At 51.5% G+C, this 19,345-nt stretch carries 10 protein-coding genes and 2 rRNA genes; 3 read left to right on the top strand and 9 right to left on the bottom strand.

Annotation, left to right across the window (positions count from 1 at the left end):
• The first annotated feature begins 28 nt into the window (after positions 1–28).
• A 23S ribosomal RNA gene (locus BFP99_RS19565) occupies positions 29–2,920 on the top strand.
• 152 nt (positions 2,921–3,072) lie between these two features.
• Positions 3,073–3,188 (top strand): 5S ribosomal RNA (rrf, locus tag BFP99_RS19560).
• Positions 3,189–3,663: 475 nt separating this feature from the next.
• On the opposite strand, the gene BFP99_RS19555 is transcribed toward rrf, so the two are convergent.
• Entirely contained in the window at positions 3,664–4,629 is a 966-nt protein-coding gene (locus BFP99_RS19555; RefSeq protein WP_065947938.1) for a type I restriction enzyme HsdR N-terminal domain-containing protein, read from the bottom strand.
• A gap of 1,007 nt (positions 4,630–5,636) precedes the next feature.
• Between BFP99_RS19555 and BFP99_RS32280 the strand changes: the two genes are divergently transcribed.
• A complete protein-coding gene (locus BFP99_RS32280; RefSeq protein WP_083221221.1) occupies positions 5,637–12,059 on the top strand; it encodes a hypothetical protein in 6,423 nt (2,140 codons plus the stop codon).
• A 326-nt stretch (positions 12,060–12,385) separates the two neighbouring features.
• Here BFP99_RS32280 and BFP99_RS19540 read toward each other — a convergent pair whose 3' ends face one another.
• From BFP99_RS19540 to BFP99_RS19510, 8 genes are all read right to left on the bottom strand, one after another.
• Entirely contained in the window at positions 12,386–12,595 is a 210-nt protein-coding gene (locus tag BFP99_RS19540) for a hypothetical protein (protein WP_065947935.1), read from the bottom strand.
• A 63-nt stretch (positions 12,596–12,658) separates the two neighbouring features.
• Positions 12,659–13,501 carry a chromosome segregation protein SMC gene (locus BFP99_RS19535; RefSeq protein WP_065947934.1) on the bottom strand — a complete coding sequence of 281 codons (843 nt, stop codon included), beginning with the start codon at positions 13,499–13,501 and terminating at the stop codon, positions 12,659–12,661.
• Between the two features lie 97 nt (positions 13,502–13,598).
• Entirely contained in the window at positions 13,599–16,487 is a 2,889-nt protein-coding gene (locus tag BFP99_RS19530; RefSeq protein WP_065947933.1) for a DUF927 domain-containing protein, read from the bottom strand.
• Positions 16,484–16,756: a DUF3077 domain-containing protein gene (locus tag BFP99_RS19525; RefSeq protein WP_065947932.1), complete on the bottom strand. Its 273-nt coding sequence runs from the start codon at positions 16,754–16,756 to the stop codon at positions 16,484–16,486. The genes BFP99_RS19530 and BFP99_RS19525 overlap by 4 nt, the downstream gene beginning before the upstream one ends.
• Positions 16,753–17,037 carry a hypothetical protein gene (locus BFP99_RS19520; protein ID WP_003175982.1) on the bottom strand — a complete coding sequence of 95 codons (285 nt, stop codon included), beginning with the start codon at positions 17,035–17,037 and terminating at the stop codon, positions 16,753–16,755. The genes BFP99_RS19525 and BFP99_RS19520 overlap by 4 nt, the downstream gene beginning before the upstream one ends.
• Positions 17,038–17,570: 533 nt before the next feature.
• Positions 17,571–17,876: a hypothetical protein gene (locus BFP99_RS19515; protein WP_065947931.1), complete on the bottom strand. Its 306-nt coding sequence runs from the start codon at positions 17,874–17,876 to the stop codon at positions 17,571–17,573.
• Positions 17,873–18,127 (bottom strand): helix-turn-helix transcriptional regulator, encoded by a 255-nt coding sequence (locus BFP99_RS32275; protein ID WP_026078127.1) that lies wholly within the window; start codon positions 18,125–18,127, stop codon positions 17,873–17,875. Before BFP99_RS32275 ends, BFP99_RS19515 begins: the two co-directional genes overlap by 4 nt.
• Before the next feature lie 82 nt (positions 18,128–18,209).
• Entirely contained in the window at positions 18,210–19,154 is a 945-nt protein-coding gene (locus BFP99_RS19510; RefSeq protein WP_065947930.1) for a hypothetical protein, read from the bottom strand.
• Positions 19,155–19,345 lie beyond the last annotated feature (191 nt).

The following is a 19,345-nucleotide window of genomic DNA, read 5'->3' as shown; positions in this document are numbered from 1 at the left end:
AGTATAACCAGATTGCTTGGGGTTATATGGTCAAGTGAAGAAGCGCATACGGTGGATGCCTTGGCAGTCAGAGGCGATGAAAGACGTGGTAGCCTGCGAAAAGCTTCGGGGAGTCGGCAAACAGACTTTGATCCGGAGATGTCTGAATGGGGGAACCCAGCCATCATAAGATGGTTATCTTGTACTGAATACATAGGTGCAAGAGGCGAACCAGGGGAACTGAAACATCTAAGTACCCTGAGGAAAAGAAATCAACCGAGATTCCCTTAGTAGTGGCGAGCGAACGGGGACTAGCCCTTAAGTGGCTTTGAGATTAGCGGAACGCTCTGGAAAGTGCGGCCATAGTGGGTGATAGCCCTGTACGCGAAAATCTCTTAGTCATGAAATCGAGTAGGACGGAGCACGAGAAACTTTGTCTGAATATGGGGGGACCATCCTCCAAGGCTAAATACTACTGACTGACCGATAGTGAACTAGTACCGTGAGGGAAAGGCGAAAAGAACCCCGGAGAGGGGAGTGAAATAGATCCTGAAACCGTATGCGTACAAGCAGTGGGAGCCCACTTTGTTGGGTGACTGCGTACCTTTTGTATAATGGGTCAGCGACTTATTTTCAGTGGCGAGCTTAACCGAATAGGGGAGGCGTAGCGAAAGCGAGTCTTAATAGGGCGTCTAGTCGCTGGGAATAGACCCGAAACCGGGCGATCTATCCATGGGCAGGTTGAAGGTTGGGTAACACTAACTGGAGGACCGAACCGACTACCGTTGAAAAGTTAGCGGATGACCTGTGGATCGGAGTGAAAGGCTAATCAAGCTCGGAGATAGCTGGTTCTCCTCGAAAGCTATTTAGGTAGCGCCTCATGTATCACTGTAGGGGGTAGAGCACTGTTTCGGCTAGGGGGTCATCCCGACTTACCAAACCGATGCAAACTCCGAATACCTACAAGTGCCGAGCATGGGAGACACACGGCGGGTGCTAACGTCCGTCGTGAAAAGGGAAACAACCCAGACCGTCAGCTAAGGTCCCAAAGTTATGGTTAAGTGGGAAACGATGTGGGAAGGCTTAGACAGCTAGGAGGTTGGCTTAGAAGCAGCCACCCTTTAAAGAAAGCGTAATAGCTCACTAGTCGAGTCGGCCTGCGCGGAAGATGTAACGGGGCTCAAACCATACACCGAAGCTACGGGTATCACGTAAGTGATGCGGTAGAGGAGCGTTCTGTAAGCCTGTGAAGGTGAGTTGAGAAGCTTGCTGGAGGTATCAGAAGTGCGAATGCTGACATGAGTAACGATAATGGGTGTGAAAAACACCCACGCCGAAAGACCAAGGTTTCCTGCGCAACGTTAATCGACGCAGGGTTAGTCGGTCCCTAAGGCGAGGCTGAAAAGCGTAGTCGATGGAAAACAGGTTAATATTCCTGTACTTCTGGTTATTGCGATGGAGGGACGGAGAAGGCTAGGCCAGCTTGGCGTTGGTTGTCCAAGTTTAAGGTGGTAGGCTGGAATCTTAGGTAAATCCGGGATTCTAAGGCCGAGAGCTGATGACGAGTTAACTTTTAGTTAACGAAGTGGTTGATGCCATGCTTCCAAGAAAAGCTTCTAAGCTTCAGGTAACCAGGAACCGTACCCCAAACCGACACAGGTGGTTGGGTAGAGAATACCAAGGCGCTTGAGAGAACTCGGGTGAAGGAACTAGGCAAAATGGCACCGTAACTTCGGGAGAAGGTGCGCCGGTGAGGGTGAAGGACTTGCTCCGTAAGCTCATGCCGGTCGAAGATACCAGGCCGCTGCGACTGTTTATTAAAAACACAGCACTCTGCAAACACGAAAGTGGACGTATAGGGTGTGACGCCTGCCCGGTGCCGGAAGGTTAATTGATGGGGTTAGCTAACGCGAAGCTCTTGATCGAAGCCCCGGTAAACGGCGGCCGTAACTATAACGGTCCTAAGGTAGCGAAATTCCTTGTCGGGTAAGTTCCGACCTGCACGAATGGCGTAACGATGGCGGCGCTGTCTCCACCCGAGACTCAGTGAAATTGAAATCGCTGTGAAGATGCAGTGTATCCGCGGCTAGACGGAAAGACCCCGTGAACCTTTACTATAGCTTTGCACTGGACTTTGAATTTGCTTGTGTAGGATAGGTGGGAGGCTTTGAAGCGTGGACGCCAGTCTGCGTGGAGCCAACCTTGAAATACCACCCTGGCAACTTTGAGGTTCTAACTCAGGTCCGTTATCCGGATCGAGGACAGTGTATGGTGGGTAGTTTGACTGGGGCGGTCTCCTCCTAAAGAGTAACGGAGGAGTACGAAGGTGCGCTCAGACCGGTCGGAAATCGGTCGTAGAGTATAAAGGCAAAAGCGCGCTTGACTGCGAGACAGACACGTCGAGCAGGTACGAAAGTAGGTCTTAGTGATCCGGTGGTTCTGTATGGAAGGGCCATCGCTCAACGGATAAAAGGTACTCCGGGGATAACAGGCTGATACCGCCCAAGAGTTCATATCGACGGCGGTGTTTGGCACCTCGATGTCGGCTCATCACATCCTGGGGCTGAAGCCGGTCCCAAGGGTATGGCTGTTCGCCATTTAAAGTGGTACGCGAGCTGGGTTTAGAACGTCGTGAGACAGTTCGGTCCCTATCTGCCGTGGACGTTTGAGATTTGAGAGGGGCTGCTCCTAGTACGAGAGGACCGGAGTGGACGAACCTCTGGTGTTCCGGTTGTCACGCCAGTGGCATTGCCGGGTAGCTATGTTCGGAATAGATAACCGCTGAAAGCATCTAAGCGGGAAACTAGCCTCAAGATGAGATCTCACTGGGACCTTGAGTCCCCTGAAGGGCCGTCGAAGACTACGACGTTGATAGGTTGGGTGTGTAAGCGCTGTGAGGCGTTGAGCTAACCAATACTAATTGCCCGTGAGGCTTGACCATATAACACCCAAGCAATTTGCGTCGAAAGGCCAGATTGCGGTGTGTGAAGACGCAATGAACCGAAAGTTCGAGATTTCACAAAACACCGACAGCTGTCACATACCCAATTTGCTGAAGCGAGGCCAGCCGGCCACGACTCAGTACCCGAATTTCTTGACGACCATAGAGCATTGGAACCACCTGATCCCATCCCGAACTCAGCAGTGAAACGATGCATCGCCGATGGTAGTGTGGGGTTTCCCCATGTGAGAGTAGGTCATCGTCAAGATTAAATTCCGAAACCCCATTTGCGAAAGCAGGTGGGGTTTTGTTTTGGGCGGTCGGAAAGTGCGAAGAGGCGCCTCGGGAGGGGCTTCAGTGCTAAAGTCCATGCCCATTAAAGGAAACAGGATCTCCGCTCGAAGCGCTAGCAGTACTTTGGGTGGGTCCAGGGAACCAAGGGTCGTTTTAGCGTCCTCGCAAAGGCCTGTGAGTGGGCCTGCTGGACTTTATGATGATATGAAGGGGAGTCGCGCTATCTCGCTCTCTGGGAGCTGTCGCGGCCTCAGGGCGCTTTTCTGCAGACGAAAAAAAAAGACCTTGAAATTCAAGGTCTTTCTTTAAGATGGTGCCCGAGGGAGACTAGAGGGTTCCATATAACACTTGGCTTGCAGGCGAATTATCCAGCTGGGGATACACGCTGGGATACACGGTCATAGCTGTTAGCTACATCCAGATGCTTCAACCTCGCGCCTGACGTAATCTCATGCAGGGTCTTGATCGGTCGTGCCGATTTTGATGACTTTACTTAATCGAAAGATGTAAGGCGGGATATCCGTGGCTGCCGATTTCGGAGGAGTCGGATTGAAGCGAGCGCCAAGAACATCGTCGATTATGAGAGGAACGAACGTTTCATTTTCCACTTCAATCGGGTCACCCAGGTGTGTCCTAAGATCTACCTCAACGCAAAGGTCAGCTCCGGCTTTAAATGGGGCATGAGACAGAGCCGTCAAGAACTGGTCTCGGAGGCCGCCCGGAAGACCTGCAACCAAGTGTGTTAATAGCTCGGGTTTAAAGTCGAAGCTAACGCAATGATTTATACCAGCAAACTCAGTGTTTACTGTCACGGTATAGAGGTCTGCAGATTGCTTAGCGAACATCCCGAGACGGACGCCGATCATGATGAGTTCCGAGTTTGCCGCCAGCCCCAGGCGAGAAACCGCAAAACCAAAGTCAGGTGCAAAATTTCGTAGTTCCGGCCGCAAAAGGTATTTGGGGGCAAGATGTTTTTCAATGTCTTCCCAGCGTGATTCAAAATCCTCGAAGGGAATATCAAGGATTGGCTTAGGACTTTCTACGGTGTAAACCGCAAGCCTTTTCCCGTTACAGAGTGCAAAGTGGTTGACTCGGACCTCTGGATGGATGGCGTAACTGTAGGCTTGCTGTATGTGAGCGGTCGACGTGACATTTTCAGTAGGGCTTTTCGCATCAAGTACTAAGATTGGTCGTTCTTGATGGTAGAGGGTGTAGTCCGGGATGATTGTCACCGAATGCTTTCGAGTTCCCACATAGATAAAAGGCTGAGTTAAGGTCTTACTTCTTACGACCGTTTGGGTACCGATTGGGTGGTAGCCCAATCGAGAAAGCATCGGCGCGATGATCACCTCGCGAACAGAGTCTTCCTTGAAATTTGGATCTGAAAAGAGTTTTGGATCGAAATGATTAAACATAGGCTTCCTATCCTTCTTACGCGCTACGACAGTTCGCAGACATTGATCCCACGCTAAGGCCTAGGAGTCTACCTGTCCAGTGACAGTACTGGATGCTGGCTACGATCGATCACTTCGGTATCGCTTCTCAGGCTGAAAGACCGGGGGCCCCTGGCAATAAGCATCCAACACGGGGCATGAAACCCGCGGGATCGAGTTAGTGGGAGGCGTTGGAAGTTACTGAAATTTCAATCGTTGAAATTGAAAGGATCTTGAAGAAAAAGGGCCATCGTTACAGCTTCTGTAAAGGTGGCGGTATCTGTTGCTGATAGTGAACACCTGCATGGCGTCAACCACGTCAACCTGTCAACCGACGTAGGAAAGACTGCCGCTCGCACGATCCTGCGGGTTTCCTACCCCGTGCCAAACCCATACGTGCAGGGGTTCCGATGCCTCTTAAAACCCGAAGCTTTATCGATCAGCCCCTCGCTGGTGGACGATTCACAAACGGGGTTCGGGGTATCCCCTTAAAAACTGTGTTACGCCTGTTACGTGCGTTACGCTACCTCATAAGTATATGATTTTAATTGGTTTATAGGGTGTTACACATCGGCTCGCAATTCGTCGATAGCCGTGTTACATGAAAAAAGGTGTTACATCAATAACTGCTTGCAAGGAGCCGTTTAAGATAATTAAGAAGACCGCCATCGGACCAGAGCTCTCGCTTGGATGGTCCGCTGATGCAGAAGCAGTGGATTAGTCTTGGCATCACTGAAAGGCGGACGTTGAGTTTTGTCTGTACAACCAGCAGGGACTTGGGTGTTGAATGCGATCCCACCTATGCTGGCTCTGCAGTTGAAAATGCACCTGGTAGACCTTAGTGATTGAAGCGCCTTCTTTATCAGTGTTGAATGGCTAAAAATAGGCAGAGCACGAGCCTTGCTGCTTTACTCCGACGCCAAGTTCGCCCTTGGTTTCTGGGAAATCAAAGAACTCAATGCTGTTGGGAAAAGGACGAAACAACCCCAATGTCGAATATCGCAACAGAGGTCGATTCAGTCCGCGCTTCCCGCGCGGGTCACACCTTTCATGAGCGTTGGGCTGCGAGGAAAGCTCTCCAATTGGTCTTTCCCGATGATTGTTTGTTTGCGATCGCCGTGGAAGGCATTTCTTCTACGGAGACCGCGAGCCCAGGAGCAAAAGCGGAAGAGGTAGCTGATCTCGTTTTATATTACGGTGGTGGAGATAACTTTAGAACATGTGATCGGCTGGAGACGGTTCAATTTAAATACAAATTGCGAGCGGAAGCTGTTACAGCAGTTTATCTTCGCAAAACAATCGAGAAATTCAGCGATACGATTCTAGGTTATGATAAAGAGTTTCCAACAACTAAAGTCGACAAAAAGCTATCTTTCATCTTCGTGACAAATTCAGACTTTACGGAGACTCTTTGGCAAGCAATTATCTCCCTAGTTAACGGATCTAAACCTAAGTCCGCAGGGGCATCCACCCAGGCTAAAAACCTCAGGCTATGGTGCGCCAATCGTGGCTTATCTGACGTAAGTCGTCTTTTTTCTAGAATAGTTTTTCGAGCGGGGGAAAAAAGTCTTGCGGGTCAAGAGAACTTACTCAAAAGAACACTCACTGACTGGTCACCAGGCTCAGATACAGAAGCTCGTCTTCGGCTCTACGACCTGCAGGATTTAGTTTTAAAGAAAGCCGGGCCAACTGGTCAAGGTAAGAATTTGATTCGACGGGAGGATGTACTGGATGCGATGGATTGCGAACCAGAGGATCTTTTTCCGGCGGAATCTCGTTTTATCGACGTCGGAGCAGTTGTAGAGAGAGCAGAGCTTACTATAACAAGCAATTTGATAAAGACTTCAAATTTACCTGTCTTTGCCCACGCAGAGGGCGGGGTGGGCAAAACCGTCTTTGTCCAGAGCCTTGCTGAGAAAATGGCTCCAGAGTTTGAGGTTGTTATTTTTGATTGCTTCGGCGGTGGGGCTTATCGATCAGAAAATCAAGCGCGACATTTACCTAAAATTGGACTAGTACAAATCGTCAACGAGCTGGCTTCGCGAGCACTATGTGATCCTATGCTTCCGGGTGGGGATGATAGTCGAAAAATAATTAAGGCAGCGTGCAGACGTTTTGCACAAGCAGCAGTGGCAATCCGAACCCAATCAAAAAAGCTTGGTTTGCTTATTATAATAGATGCTTCGGACAATGCTCAATTAGAGGCCGAATTTCGTCACGAGGAGTCTTTTCCCAAACGTCTATTGTCGGCAATAGATGAAGATCCTATCGACGGTGTAAAAATTTTATACACGGCACGCACCCACCGTAAAAACTCCGTGATTGGACGAGCGCAAGTAAATGAAGTGGAGCTCGGCCCCTTTAATGATTTGGAGGCTAGAGAGTTTCTAGCCGCTCGTAAGCCAAATGCCACCAGCGTGGAAATATCTACCGCTCTAGCGAGGTCTGGGCGGAACGCACGGGTTCTCGACTATCTCGTACAAACGTGGGGTAAGAATGTTGTCGCTGATGTTACGGCAGATCCAATTTCCGTACCCGAAATCATTGCTCAGCGCTGCGCTAAGATTGTTTCTGACCTCCATATAGCCGGTTGGTGTGTTACAGATATAACTGAATTTTTCGTCGCACTATCACTTCTCCCTCCACCAATTCCACTCGAAGAACTGGCAGATGCGCTCGGATGGTCTGTGACTCAAGTAAATACGGCTGCTTCTGATCTGGCTCCGATGCTAGAGATTTCATCGCACGGCGCAATCTTTAGGGATGAGCCAACGGAGACATTCGTAAGGGAGAGTTACTCAGAACAAACGAAAGCTCAAACAGTTATTGCAGATCGGCTCCTTTCTTCACAATCCACATCGAGCTACGCGGCTGAAGCACTGCCACACTTTCTAGTCGTTATAAATGACAGCGACAGAGCATTTGCCCTTGCTGAATCGAACAGCTTTCCGACAGCTGTGCAGTCTGAATTCGGACGCCGAAGACTTTCACTCGAGAGACTGCGTGCAGCTTTCAGACTGGCGGTCGCACAAGATGACCTGGATCGAGTGCTCGGCTTAAGCATGAGGCTTGGACAAGTTGAAACGGCCAACATGAGGGGTGATGGTTTTATTCTTAAATCGCCAGCACTTGCGATAGTGCTTGGCGACTCCGACTCCTACCGCCGACTTTTTGCAAATCGCTCAGGCTGGCGTGGAGCGAGAAGTGCTCGATTAACGATTGCGCACCGATTTGCGGGTAACCCCGATGAGGCGCAGATACAATGTGAAAGTACAGTCCGCTGGATAAATTGGTATATGGAGCAGCGACGCGACGAGAAAAATCGAGACCTAGAAGCTCCAAATTTGGATGATTATGTAGCCGTATTATTTCAGCATAGCGTCGAAGGAGCGTTTTCTAGAATTGATCGTAATTTGTCTAGTTGGTCCTCTCATTTATCGCTGGATGTAAGTGAAAGACTTCTGCAGTTGTTGGAATTATTCGATCAAGTAAATGACACGAAAATATTTGCTTCTTTTTCTTCGTTTGCGGCTTCAGATGTTAGTAAGTCTCGAGAACTCAAATTGTCATTTCTATCGAGGCCTTACTTATTAAATGGGTCGCAATTAAAGGAGTTGATAAAAAAAGTTGCTGTCCTCGAAATTCCTAAGGTCGACAGGGTTGAGCGTTTTTCTAACAAAGACGAATCAAGTTATTTTGAAACTAATGCCGCCTTAATCGCATTGCTCTACAGTTCCCGAAAATTTGCAAAAGCTATCATAAGTAGCGCTTCTATTTCTCGCCCGTTAAGTTACGATTACGGTGAGCGTTTTGGTCACTCCAACATCTGGCCTTCTATTTTCCGAGCATGCATTCGCGTATGGTCCTCAGGGAAACGGGTGGCATTCCATGATCTGCTTCCGCAAAACGTCAAGATAACTAAGCTTGCTAAGGCTGCGACCAATCGAACTGATTTGCGGGGATTTTTGCAGGGGCTTCGAGAACCAGTAGCCAACGTTGGTAGTGACAGGCGTGATCGCAAGAATAAAGCAAAATTTAGTGATCGTGAGTGTGAGGATATTAGCCAAGGTATATTCCTTGCACATGAGTTGATTGCTCCGATCGAAAACGCGATCTTCGAGCACAAAAGCCTATCAGGTAATGCCTTCACCGATTTCCTGAGTGTATGGAGTAAAAATACTAGGTCAGGCATCAACTTTCGATCTGAAACAGCCGCCGACGCACTTGTCCGCGCGGTTGGATTTGGCTGCGTAAGTATATTGTTGCAACATTCCTCCGCCCCATCGGTTGAAGACGTTAAAACACTGCTCGGCCTAGTCTCCACAACAGGATTTACGATTCAGCAGAAAATGAGTTTGCTGCGTCAGATCACTCAATGGGCACCCCTCCATAATCTCGCAGGTGCTTTTGCTCAGCATATTGCAGCACAATTACGCCAGGATGATGATATAGGGCGGCGTGGAGAAACATATGTCGATCTCGCTGCTTCAATATTGTCGATAAGCATTGACGAAGCGCGTAGTTATTATCGCCAGGGTCTGTCTGAATTAGATCAAATAGGAGGGGAGAGTTATGAGCAAATATACTCACTACTTAACTTTGCGAGTGAGCAACAAGGTGGATTTTTAAAGCCCGAACTAGCCCAGCGGCTTATGAACTTGTGCCAGAATATTATAAACAATGAACCTAAGAAATTCGGTTGGAAATTGTTTGCACGAGCAGCTGCAAAGACTATTGGGTTCCCTGCTCTAGCTAAGTTAGTACGTTGGCACGACCAAGATGTCGCCGGTTTTTCCTATGGATTACCACAGCTTGCTTGTTATTTTGCAATGCACGGGCATTTAGATCCGCGAAGAGCCGCTTTTATTCTCGCTATTTGTGAGGATCATGGCTGGTGGGATTGGCGAACTGGAGAAGGTATCGCTGACCTCCTAGAAAAAGCTGAAATATCAGATCATAGGAAAATTTTCCATACGATTATCTGTAAGTTGCGTGAGGATAATCCTTTTGGTGGGTGGGCTTCGCTTTGGAAGAGTTTGCTTGAGGCTGGTAAGAAATACCCAAATGCAATCACAAGCGAAGAGTTCAACGAGATTGACCAACTCTGGAAGGAAGCAAAGCTAAAGCAGGATGAATTCAATAGCCGCAATAGCTCTTCACCAAACGTTGTACACGCTAAAATTGACACTCCTAGTGAAAACTATATTGAGAATTTCATCACAGCTCTCATTGCAGAATGCGATTCTTCCTCCTCTACTGCAATTGACAAAGCTCTCAAGGCTATTTCGGCTGACGGAGAACTTTCCTATGATGTTCGTCAGCGCTTTATAGTTAAGTTGCGTCTAGCATGCCCTTATTCCAAGCGTTTGGGTTTTTTGTTTGCAGTTTGTGATGCTGCTGAGCTTCGATTTGATCAGTCGATAGAGATATTAAACGAGAGTTTGTCATTTTGGAGTGGTTCATCTTCGCATCTTGCCTTGGAAGCCAAGAGGCTTGTCGAAAGACTTTTTACGGCCAGGAGTACTGAGCTTTTTGAAGATCAATTTCCTAATGTTTCCCGCGATATACACAAGCTCACCAGCCTGTGCGGAGATAAACGATTTGTAATCCAGCTCGTTCTACGGAAGATTACAGCAGATGGAGTTGATCTCGATGGGGACCATTGGTTGCAGCTGGCCACCTCGCTATGCGAGGTTACAACCGGAAAAACCGCTTTAGATGCGCTGGAACATTTATTGTCTGGTCCTACAGCTCGCATGGCTGACGAAATTGGAGAGGGCGCATTTTGCCCTGAGGAGGCAACTTTTGGTACCGAGGAAGAGGTGATTTCTGGTCTCATTTGGCACCTCTTAGGTAACGACGATGGTTACATTCGCTGGAAAGTTGCGCGACATTTAAACTCCCTTCATGAGCTTGGGCTGACTCATGATCTCAGTCTACTGCTTGATCGCTTCGATCATAGATCAGTAGCGGCAATGGCAACGGCTGAGAAAAATCTATCGTTCCAAAATTCTCAGCAATGGTTGCTAATGGGATTGGCGCGTACAACCTCGCGCCATGGGCAATCATTACAGTTGTTAAGGCCAAAGCTGACTGCTTTAGCAAAGCGATCTGATATGCACGTTATACATAAGCTTCATATTGCGAGATGCTTAACTCATATAATTGGTCCAGATAAGCAAGACTCATTTGTAGGTGAGTTGTTTAATGAAATAAACAACCCTAAGCACGGTATCGTTGTTTCCGATAGCTATCCCGTCGCAGCAAAGCCTGCATCAGACTTTAGCTTTGATTATGAATTTAAAAAGCATGAGATCAGATCACTTGCAGAACTGTTCGGTGTGGCGGAGGCAGTTGTTGAGGATGCTCTTTCTTCCGAAATCAAACGTCTGTGGCCGGAAGCTACTTCTATGGATTATTTTCCCGGCCCTGAGCGATACGATTTGGCCCAAAATGATAGATTTCAGTTTTTTAGAGAACATATTCAAAAGCATGCGCTCTTAACTGTCGCCACTAATTTTTCTAATTTTTTGCCCGTGGTGGTCCGTAGTTATGAGGTTGAAGAAGAGTCTCCTTGGCTAAGGTGGCGCAGATCCTACGATGTAACGTTCGACGATGGCTCGTGGTTGTCTGATCACAAGGATCCACTCCCGCAGCAAGCCAAAGAAGATTTATTAGGTAATCAAATCAGTCGACAAGAAGCGTTATTAGATCAAGAGACGTTGTTGCAGAAATTAGGTCTCGTATCTGGTTCTAGCGCAGAAATGTTTCCAGTGTACGGTCGTTGGTCATCGCCTGATGGAGTATCTGTAACGATCTCAACTGCGCTAGTCGAGCAAAAGGGTGCATCGCCCAAATGCGCTGCTTTCTCGAAAAGAGCCAGTCATGACATTTGGCTGCCACAGTTTTGGGATGACGGATACTATGACGGTCGATCTCGGCGTAAGAATCCATTTGATCCATTTGTGTGGGCACCCGACATGCAAAATCTCGGTATTGATGAGGGCGAGGAAATTGCTGCTACGGGCCCGGGAGGACGGCCACGTCTTGGGATAGAGCTTACGAGATATTTGGGGTTGATGAATGAGCCACTAAGTGGAGAATGGCGCGTAGGGGATGGAAGCATCGCGTTGAGAAGCCAAGTTTGGGGCCGCTGGGCGCCTGATCCTGATCATCGACAATTGCATCACCATGAAGATGGTGAGATTTTATGGGCTTCAAATGATTGGCTTGATGGAGCTTTGGCCCGCCTAAACAAACAACTTATTTTTGTCGTGACACTTCATAAATATAAGTCTTCAAGAAGTTATAACCCCTCTAAAGGTGCCAAGTCTGTTCTTGTCGGCCTCAGGCTGAATGACCGGTCGCTGAGACTGTGGCCAGCAAAAAAGGCTTCTAAGGTAGATTATTAGTCATTAAAAAATCGGTACGATCTTTGCCGGAAGCAATATAGTGAAAGATCAGCTGTTGGTGATCTTTCATTAGGTTCATCGGGCTTCTTATTTTTTTTGTAATGACAATCTTAAGTCTCTTATTGCTTGAGTTGTTTGACCGTATGTTTATTGAAGTTGCGGGCTGTAGACATAAGTGACGCGGCTCACTGATGCGAAGCACCGCCTTCGGAGCATAGTGCTCATAAGTCTAGGCCGCTGTAGACCGCGAACCGAAAAGGTGTGAGTCCTTATTTGCAAGGGGTGGATCTAGCGAGACGGAGGTTTTTCAGGCTTCCACTTCGTCATTATCCGCCCCTTCTTTTGAGCTGAAGGTCGATGAAATTGAGCTCTGTTTTGATTGCATCAATCGTGAGCATTTCGACTTTACTGGCGGTGTTTGCTCTTGAATTGAGCTTTTTTGTATTGGCCATGGTGAGAATAATCCCGTTCAAATGGAGCTTTCGGGCCTTTAGATAATCAGGCGTTTGTACGCTGTTCTGTGGTGGTTTGTTCATGTTTGGACCGATGGTAGGCCCGAAACAGCCGACCCTTGCCGGTTGCTTCGGGGAGGATTCAGGTTAGGCCGCCAGTAGGTCAATAAGGCTGTGTTGGCGCGAGCGATCTATGAGTTCTCGCCAAGTCCAGCTTCCAAAGTGCTCCCCCTGTTCAGGGATATCCAGTTTCATCAGTGCAACAGGGTCACGGCTTATCAGGTTGCGTGCTGCCCACAGCTTGCCGCCGGTTTCCAGCAGCGCTTTCGCAGCCTCGTTCCACTTTTCTTCTAGTACTGTGTTCGCCAGATGTGCCGCTTGGTTCTCGATCTTGGCGCGTTCTTTTTTTGCCTCTGTGATATGCAGATCAATCGTCACCAGCTCCTGCTCCAGGGCGGTGATGAGCAGTTGTTGGCGGCGGTGATGCTCAGCCGCAGCCGTGAGGTTTTTTGCGGCCTTTTGAGCTTCTGCGTTAGCCGATTTCTCGCCCTCTACATCGCCCCAGGCGACAGCCTGCGCATAAGCGGTGGCGGCGTCCGTTTCAGCTTGTCGAGCTTTTGCCATGTCTTCCTGATCGCTTTGGCGGACCTGCTGCAACCGGGTCTCGATGCTGGTGCGCTTCTCGTTGAGTTCCTTCTCGTCGGCTTTCCAGTTCGCCATATCGCTGAGATATCCCGCAGCCAAGCTCTCATGGTTTGCCAATCTCTCAAGGCGAAGAATCTTTTGATTCAGGTTGCTGATCTCCAGATTTCGCGAGTCGATACGTCTTTTGTGATCGTTGATTTCATCCTGCACGACTCGTTGACGCCCCTGCTGGATAACCTCCGGGCTTTCCAGCGCCTCTTCGAAGGGAGCCAGGTCCCCCTGAATGCTCTCCACTTCGAGGGTCAGTTGGTCGCGGCGGTCTTTCAATTCTTGGATAGTGTTCATCTGTATTGTCTCTGGGTACTGCGGTTAATAGGGATGGTGTCGAATGGCTGGCGAGGCCGGTAATGAGCCGGCGCTACCTCAATCAGCAGGCTCGCCGTCAGGCGGCCTTGGCCTCGCCTTCGTCCGTTCCTGGAACGGTCTTCACCACGTAGCAGCGCTGGGGCCCTAACCCTGGCAGACGGATCAAGCTGTAGGCCTTGCCGTCACTACCCGGCTCAAGCACGCCCCGTTGCAGCAGCTCCTTGTTCACCGCACTGATGTTCATGCCCTTGAAGATTTCGGCCCTCCAGGCTTCAGGCAGCACGTAGTAGGTGTTGGTGGTGTGCAGAGCATCGCCCATGCCGTGTTCCATCGTCTTGCGAAAGCCCAGCCGATCAATCGTACGTGGGCCGTGTTCATCGATCTTGGCGGCGGCAGATTCCCAGCGGGTAAAACGGCTTTCTCCAAAGCGCTCGATGACCTGTCTCAGCCGCGCCAAAATCGCATCGCCCTCGAAGTTTCCGGCGCCGCCACGCTCAGCCAGCCATGCATGCAGGCAAACCCGTGCAGCAGTCGTGGCCGTACCGTCAGGCCAACCGGTGACGCCAAAGGCGGTGGCCAACTCTCCGGCCGCTGCTGCGAGGCCAAAGCGAAGGGCTGCACGTTGGGCTTGCCCACTGGCCGATGCAGGTAGGTTTTGGGTGATGAACTGCTCCACCGTGCGGCGAATGATCACCGTCCATCTGAGCATTTCTGCTGGCGCGCACAGTGCGTGCAGGAAGGCGGTGAGGGGCGTGCCGTAGTATTTGGCTACACGGGCCTTGAGCGCATCGGAGAGGGCGGCTGCGTCTTCAAAACCATTCAGCACATCGAACATGCCGAGGCCTTTGCTGGCATCCGCGGGCACCGCAAGCATGCGCACCTCCATGCCGGCTTTCAGCTCCTTGTTTGCATCCGCCATGTGCTGCGCCAATGTCTTTTCTCCGGTCGAGAGAAACAGTAAGCGCCACTCCTGCACCTGTCGGCCCGCTTGTCCTCGATCATTCGCCCGGGCCTTGCCGGTGCCATTGCCGAGCATGTACACCGTTTCGCCAATGATGCGTGGGTCACACATCCCGATTTCATCCAGCACCAGGAGGCCGTCTGAGTGTGCGGCGGCGATGGACTCCAGGGCGTTATCCGTGGAGCGCCACGAACGCACCAGCCGTGGCCCGCCATAGACCGAGGCAGCGACCTGCAAGTGGGTGGTCTTGCCGCCGGAGCTGTCGCCGTAGAGGTGGAAGCCGCCCGACTCATGCCCAAGCAGGTTCAGGAGAGGCCCCGCAAAGGCCACAGAGACGACAAACGCCAAGCGGTGATTACCAACGCACAGCGCGCCGATTTGCTGCTGCCATTGCTCCAGAGAACCCGCCTCGCTGATCGGTGGCAGCTGGGCACCGGCTTCATAAAAATGCAGATGTTCGGCATGCGAGCCGATCTGTTGTTCGGGCAGAAGGAAGGCGTTGTCGTGCCAGCCCAGGCGCGTCACCAATCTTGCGCGCTGGGCGCTGTCGAAGCCGCCGAGATAACTCTGCAGGTCATTGCGTGCGTTGCGTCCTGATCGGCTCCCGGCAAGGCGCAGACCCATGTCTACCAGCGGGCCAAGCACATCCTTGCCGAAGTCGCCGGTCATGGTTCGGGCTGGAATGTTCCAGCGTTTTTTGGCGCCGTCCGGGTCGTCGAATTCGACCAACAAACCCCAGTTGTGGCCCTTGTCGTCGCGAGTGCGAGCGATGATTTCGAGAGGCGAACACACGGGACGCGCCTCGCCATCATCGCCGGAATAAAACACCCCCTCAGGCGTCAGGCGAAAGCCGCCCGGCAACAGGTCATTTTTTGATTTCGCAGGACGTTTGGCGGGCGCCTTGCCCTTCGGTTGTTGAGGCTCAGTGGGCTCAGCAACATTGCCGAAAAACTCGCCGCTGCGCACCAGCTCGGCGACGTGGTCAGCGGTCCAGCCTTTGGATAACGCATCCGCTGCATCGTCGCCGTCTGCCCATTTTCCACCTTTGACGAGTGTCGGCTGGCCGCCTTTGCTGCTGGGCTTGAGCTTGAACACGTCGAGCGAGATTCGTGGTACTGACGCCGCGCCCAGCTCAACCAGCTTGAGCTCGATGGCGTCCATGCAGCTCTTGCCGCTGGCATCGTTATCCGGCCACAGCACCACCGTGCGCCCTTTGAGTGGCGTCAGGTCGGCTTTATGCCAAGAATTAGAGCCGTTCGACCAGCAGGTGGCGACGTAGTCGGGCATCAGTTCAGCGGCAGCGTCAGCGGCCTTTTCACCCTCACACAACACCACAGGCGCGTCGGCGCGCTGTGCGAGCTCATCCAGGCGCAGCAAGGGCCGAGGTTCCGGCAACCCTTGCCAGCGCCATTGTGTGGTTTGCCCATCAGAGCGTTTGCACCAGGTCAACGGCGCAAAGACCTTTCGCGGTTTGCCGTCTTCATCTGGGCCCAAGTCGAAGCGATACAGCGCCATGACCGGTTGGCTATGTGCATCGCGATAGATCCACACCTTGGACGGAACACCGTGTTGCCGGTGCTTGGCAGGACACTTGTTCATGGCCTCGGCCGGGATCGGCTGAATCGCGATCCACTCCGGCGTTGCGTTCTTGGTTGGTGCGCTTTTGGTTGTCGCTGCACCTGCGGAAACGCTGAGCAGATCCGCCAGCTTTTTGCAGGCTTCCACATCGGTGCCGCCGTCGATGTAGCGCACCAGGTCAATCAGGTCGCCGCCCTTATCGCCGGTGGCAAAATCCGCCCAGGTGCCTTTGCTAAAATTGACCTTGAGTGAGCCTGCGCGTTTGTCCGTACGCGTCGGGTTCGGTGCGGTGTATTCCTTGCCGCCATCGACGCGTTTGCCGTTTGGCAGCCAGTGGGCAAGCACGCGGTCGATGTTCTTCAGGGCAGCGCTTTTCACATCGGCAAAGCTGGGACGTTTTGAGTTGTTGCCGGTGCGCTGAGTCATGGGGCTGTCCTCGTTGCATACAGCGCATCGTTGACGTCATCGATCAGTGCTTTTGCCATCTCGCCCAGGTAGAACGCCGGCCAACTGAAACGCTCGCCCTCGTTACTCATGGCAGCATCGAGGGTCAGTTGATTGGCGTAGTGCTGAAACAGTGAAATTGCTTCAAGCGCATCCTCAAGCGGCACGCCTGCATTCACGCGAAATAGTTTCTGGTGGGTGTCGTTGGCACACGAGAACTCGACACGCCCGAGAGTAGTGGCAGTGTTCACAAGGCACCGCCTTTCTGGCCCATTGGCACAGAGGAGGCATCACCGTACAAGGCGAGTGTTTTGATCAAGCCCAGGGTGCCGCGAACGTCCCAAATGACGGATGACAGCACGCGGTTGGAGAGCACGGGTTTATCGCCGTCTAAATGATCCTCCAGCAGCATCAGGACTGAATCGGCGCGGTCCAGGGCGCAGGTGATGGCGTCGATGGGAATACCGGCTTCAGCATCCTGGCTGACGCAGAGCAGATCCTCGGGAAGTGAGAAGCCTGGGAGCATGCTCATTGGGCACCCCCTGCGGCTTCCAGGGCGCGAGCCTTTGACATATGGGCGTTGTAACGGGAGAGGCGTGTAGCGAGGCTGGAGTTGGCGTGTAAAGCGGCGAGAGCCATTGCTCGATGAGCGGCGGCGCGAATTTTGGACGGATTGAGGGCGTGTTTCATTTGTGAAAGCTCCTTTTGCTGAGGAGCTGCCACCGCTTGCGGCCAAGCAAGTAGGGGTGACAGCTGTACGCGGGTTGGCCGACCGGGGCAAAAGGGACCCGGCACACCCGAAGGTGTCCCACGCACAGCCGCCATAACACGATACGACGGGCACAAAAAAAGCGCCTGCTATCGGATGGAGGGCGCTTGTGCGCCTTTTGCAATTCGGACGGCCAAGTCCGGTCACTGATTTTGCAGCGACAGTCAGAGAGTAACGTCCGTTTTTTGAAAGCGCAACTGTGCGGATCACTTGCAGATTTTTTCGATGCGGCATAAATTGATCAGACATGAAGATTTACCTCAACGCCTCCGGTTGCCGCCGGGGGCGTTTTCGTTTCAGGCATGGATATCCCAGCGCAGGGAGACAAAGGGCAAGAAGTCGCCTTCGAGGCAGGCGCGCGCGTCCTCGTAGGCGTCGATTTGTTGGCCTTCGTCGACGATGATTGCTTGCGGGGCTTGGCAGGGAACTGATAGTGCGCACCAGATGCCATCTCTCCATCGCATCACCATCACGTCCCGGTTCAGGCGTTTTTGCTCTGTGCGGTAACGTTCAAAACGCTGCATACCGCGTGATGAGAATCCGACTGTTCTGAGTACAGAAAAGGGCTGCAAAATGGCCTTGTTGGCGACACGATTTTTCATGCTGCCACCTGATCACGGGCAGCGATGCGTGCGCGTGTCCATGCCTGAACTTCCCCCAATACCCACGCAACCGGAGCGCTTCGAGCATTGCTGTTACTCAGCTTTACCGGCAACGGGAATCCGCTTTCAGGTTGACGCATCAGCTTGTAGATAGTCGGGCGTGCGAGCCCTACGATTGAAATGACCTCTGGCATGCGGATGAGGGTCATTGAGGGATCATGCGAGGGAATTGCTTTTAATACGGTAGTCATAGCGAGCTAACCCTTTGTTAATTGAGACAACGGGTCATACGCTACGCAGGGGGACGGGAGTGGACTGTGTCCGCTCCCTTTTTTATTTCAGAGGTCGAAGCTTCAAAGCTTCCAAATGGCGTCGGATGGTCTTTTCCGTACCGTGAACCTTTTGGTTGAAAAGAATATTGGTGAGTTCAGAGTCGGACAGACTTCGCATTTCAATTTTTCGGCCGTTAATGATTTGCTCGGCAGCAACCTTGATTTTTGCTCGTCTATCCATTGTGTCGGTCTGTATTTTTGAGTTGGGATCTCGGTTCCCCTTGCCGGCTTCCTGACCCCTTCTCGTCGCCTTTGTAGACAAGGCGTCGTCGAGAATTCGATGCATCAAGCTTGATGTGTTGAAGCCTTTTTTAAACACATCCATTTGCTCCACCTGGCGATAAAGACTCGCCATCAGCAGCGCCTGATTCGCCTCGCCTAGCAACGTCGCGAATTCTTCTCGTGCCCTGATCTCGTTTCCACTGCTGCGGTCCCGCTCTTTTTCGATCAGGGCAAGGTACTGGCGGGGAGAGTCGTGTTTCAGCTGCTCTATCAGGTCTGCATCAATGTCGTAAGTGGTGAGCTCAAGGTCGAACAGCCAATTTGCAAGCGTCTCCACAGCCTGCGTTCCCATGACCAGGGCAAAGGTAGCCGTAAGCTGTGAATCTGCTGCGGAATGACTCACCCCAAGAAACCGTCGAATGACACTGGGCAATGAGCCTGCCTCTGCATAACTGGCATGCTCGCTAATGGGATCGCGAAGTCGATAAAGGGTTTTTGTTACCGACTCTGCACACGGAGCGTATGAGCCCCCCTCAAGCCAGAACGAGGTGGCTGTGTTGATCAGATCGAAGGCGTCTTTGAAGTGTTCGTTGAACTGCGGAAACAGCACAAGACTGCGAACGGCTGCCTCGACGTCGTCCTGATCCCACATCAGGCACGTTATATCGAAGCCTGCGATTTCGAGTTCAAGCTCTTCTGCATTGATGCCCCGTTCAAAGTCCATTTAGATCTCCCCGCTGCCCCGAAGCCGATAGGCTGTTACAGCGATTTGCAGCTGAAAGCGTCAATGCCAGCAGGGTTGAGGGCGTGACCTTTCTGTAACACGACTGCTCGATGTAACACGTGGTGCTCAGAAGCTTTGCAACGCGTGTAACGCTCAATATATTCAATAAAAACAATGACTTGAAGGTAGGC

Source organism: Pseudomonas sp. 1 R 17, assembly GCF_900067035.1.
GTDB lineage: Bacteria > Pseudomonadota > Gammaproteobacteria > Pseudomonadales > Pseudomonadaceae > Aquipseudomonas > Aquipseudomonas marginalis.
This window is presented reverse-complemented; position numbering and strand designations above follow the sequence as displayed.

Coding starts and splice junctions, on each gene's coding strand:
- BFP99_RS32280 (WP_083221221.1), top strand. CDS start 5,637: ATGTCGAATATCGCAACAGAGGTCGATTCAGTCCGCGCTTCCCGCGCG.
- BFP99_RS19540 (WP_065947935.1), bottom strand. CDS start 12,595: ATGAACAAACCACCACAGAACAGCGTACAAACGCCTGATTATCTAAAG.
- BFP99_RS19535 (WP_065947934.1), bottom strand. CDS start 13,501: ATGAACACTATCCAAGAATTGAAAGACCGCCGCGACCAACTGACCCTC.
- BFP99_RS19510 (WP_065947930.1), bottom strand. CDS start 19,154: ATGGACTTTGAACGGGGCATCAATGCAGAAGAGCTTGAACTCGAAATC.
- BFP99_RS19555 (WP_065947938.1), bottom strand. CDS start 4,629: ATGTTTAATCATTTCGATCCAAAACTCTTTTCAGATCCAAATTTCAAG.
- BFP99_RS32275 (WP_026078127.1), bottom strand. CDS start 18,127: ATGACTACCGTATTAAAAGCAATTCCCTCGCATGATCCCTCAATGACC.
- BFP99_RS19530 (WP_065947933.1), bottom strand. CDS start 16,487: ATGACTCAGCGCACCGGCAACAACTCAAAACGTCCCAGCTTTGCCGAT.
- BFP99_RS19520 (WP_003175982.1), bottom strand. CDS start 17,037: ATGAGCATGCTCCCAGGCTTCTCACTTCCCGAGGATCTGCTCTGCGTC.
- BFP99_RS19515 (WP_065947931.1), bottom strand. CDS start 17,876: ATGAAAAATCGTGTCGCCAACAAGGCCATTTTGCAGCCCTTTTCTGTA.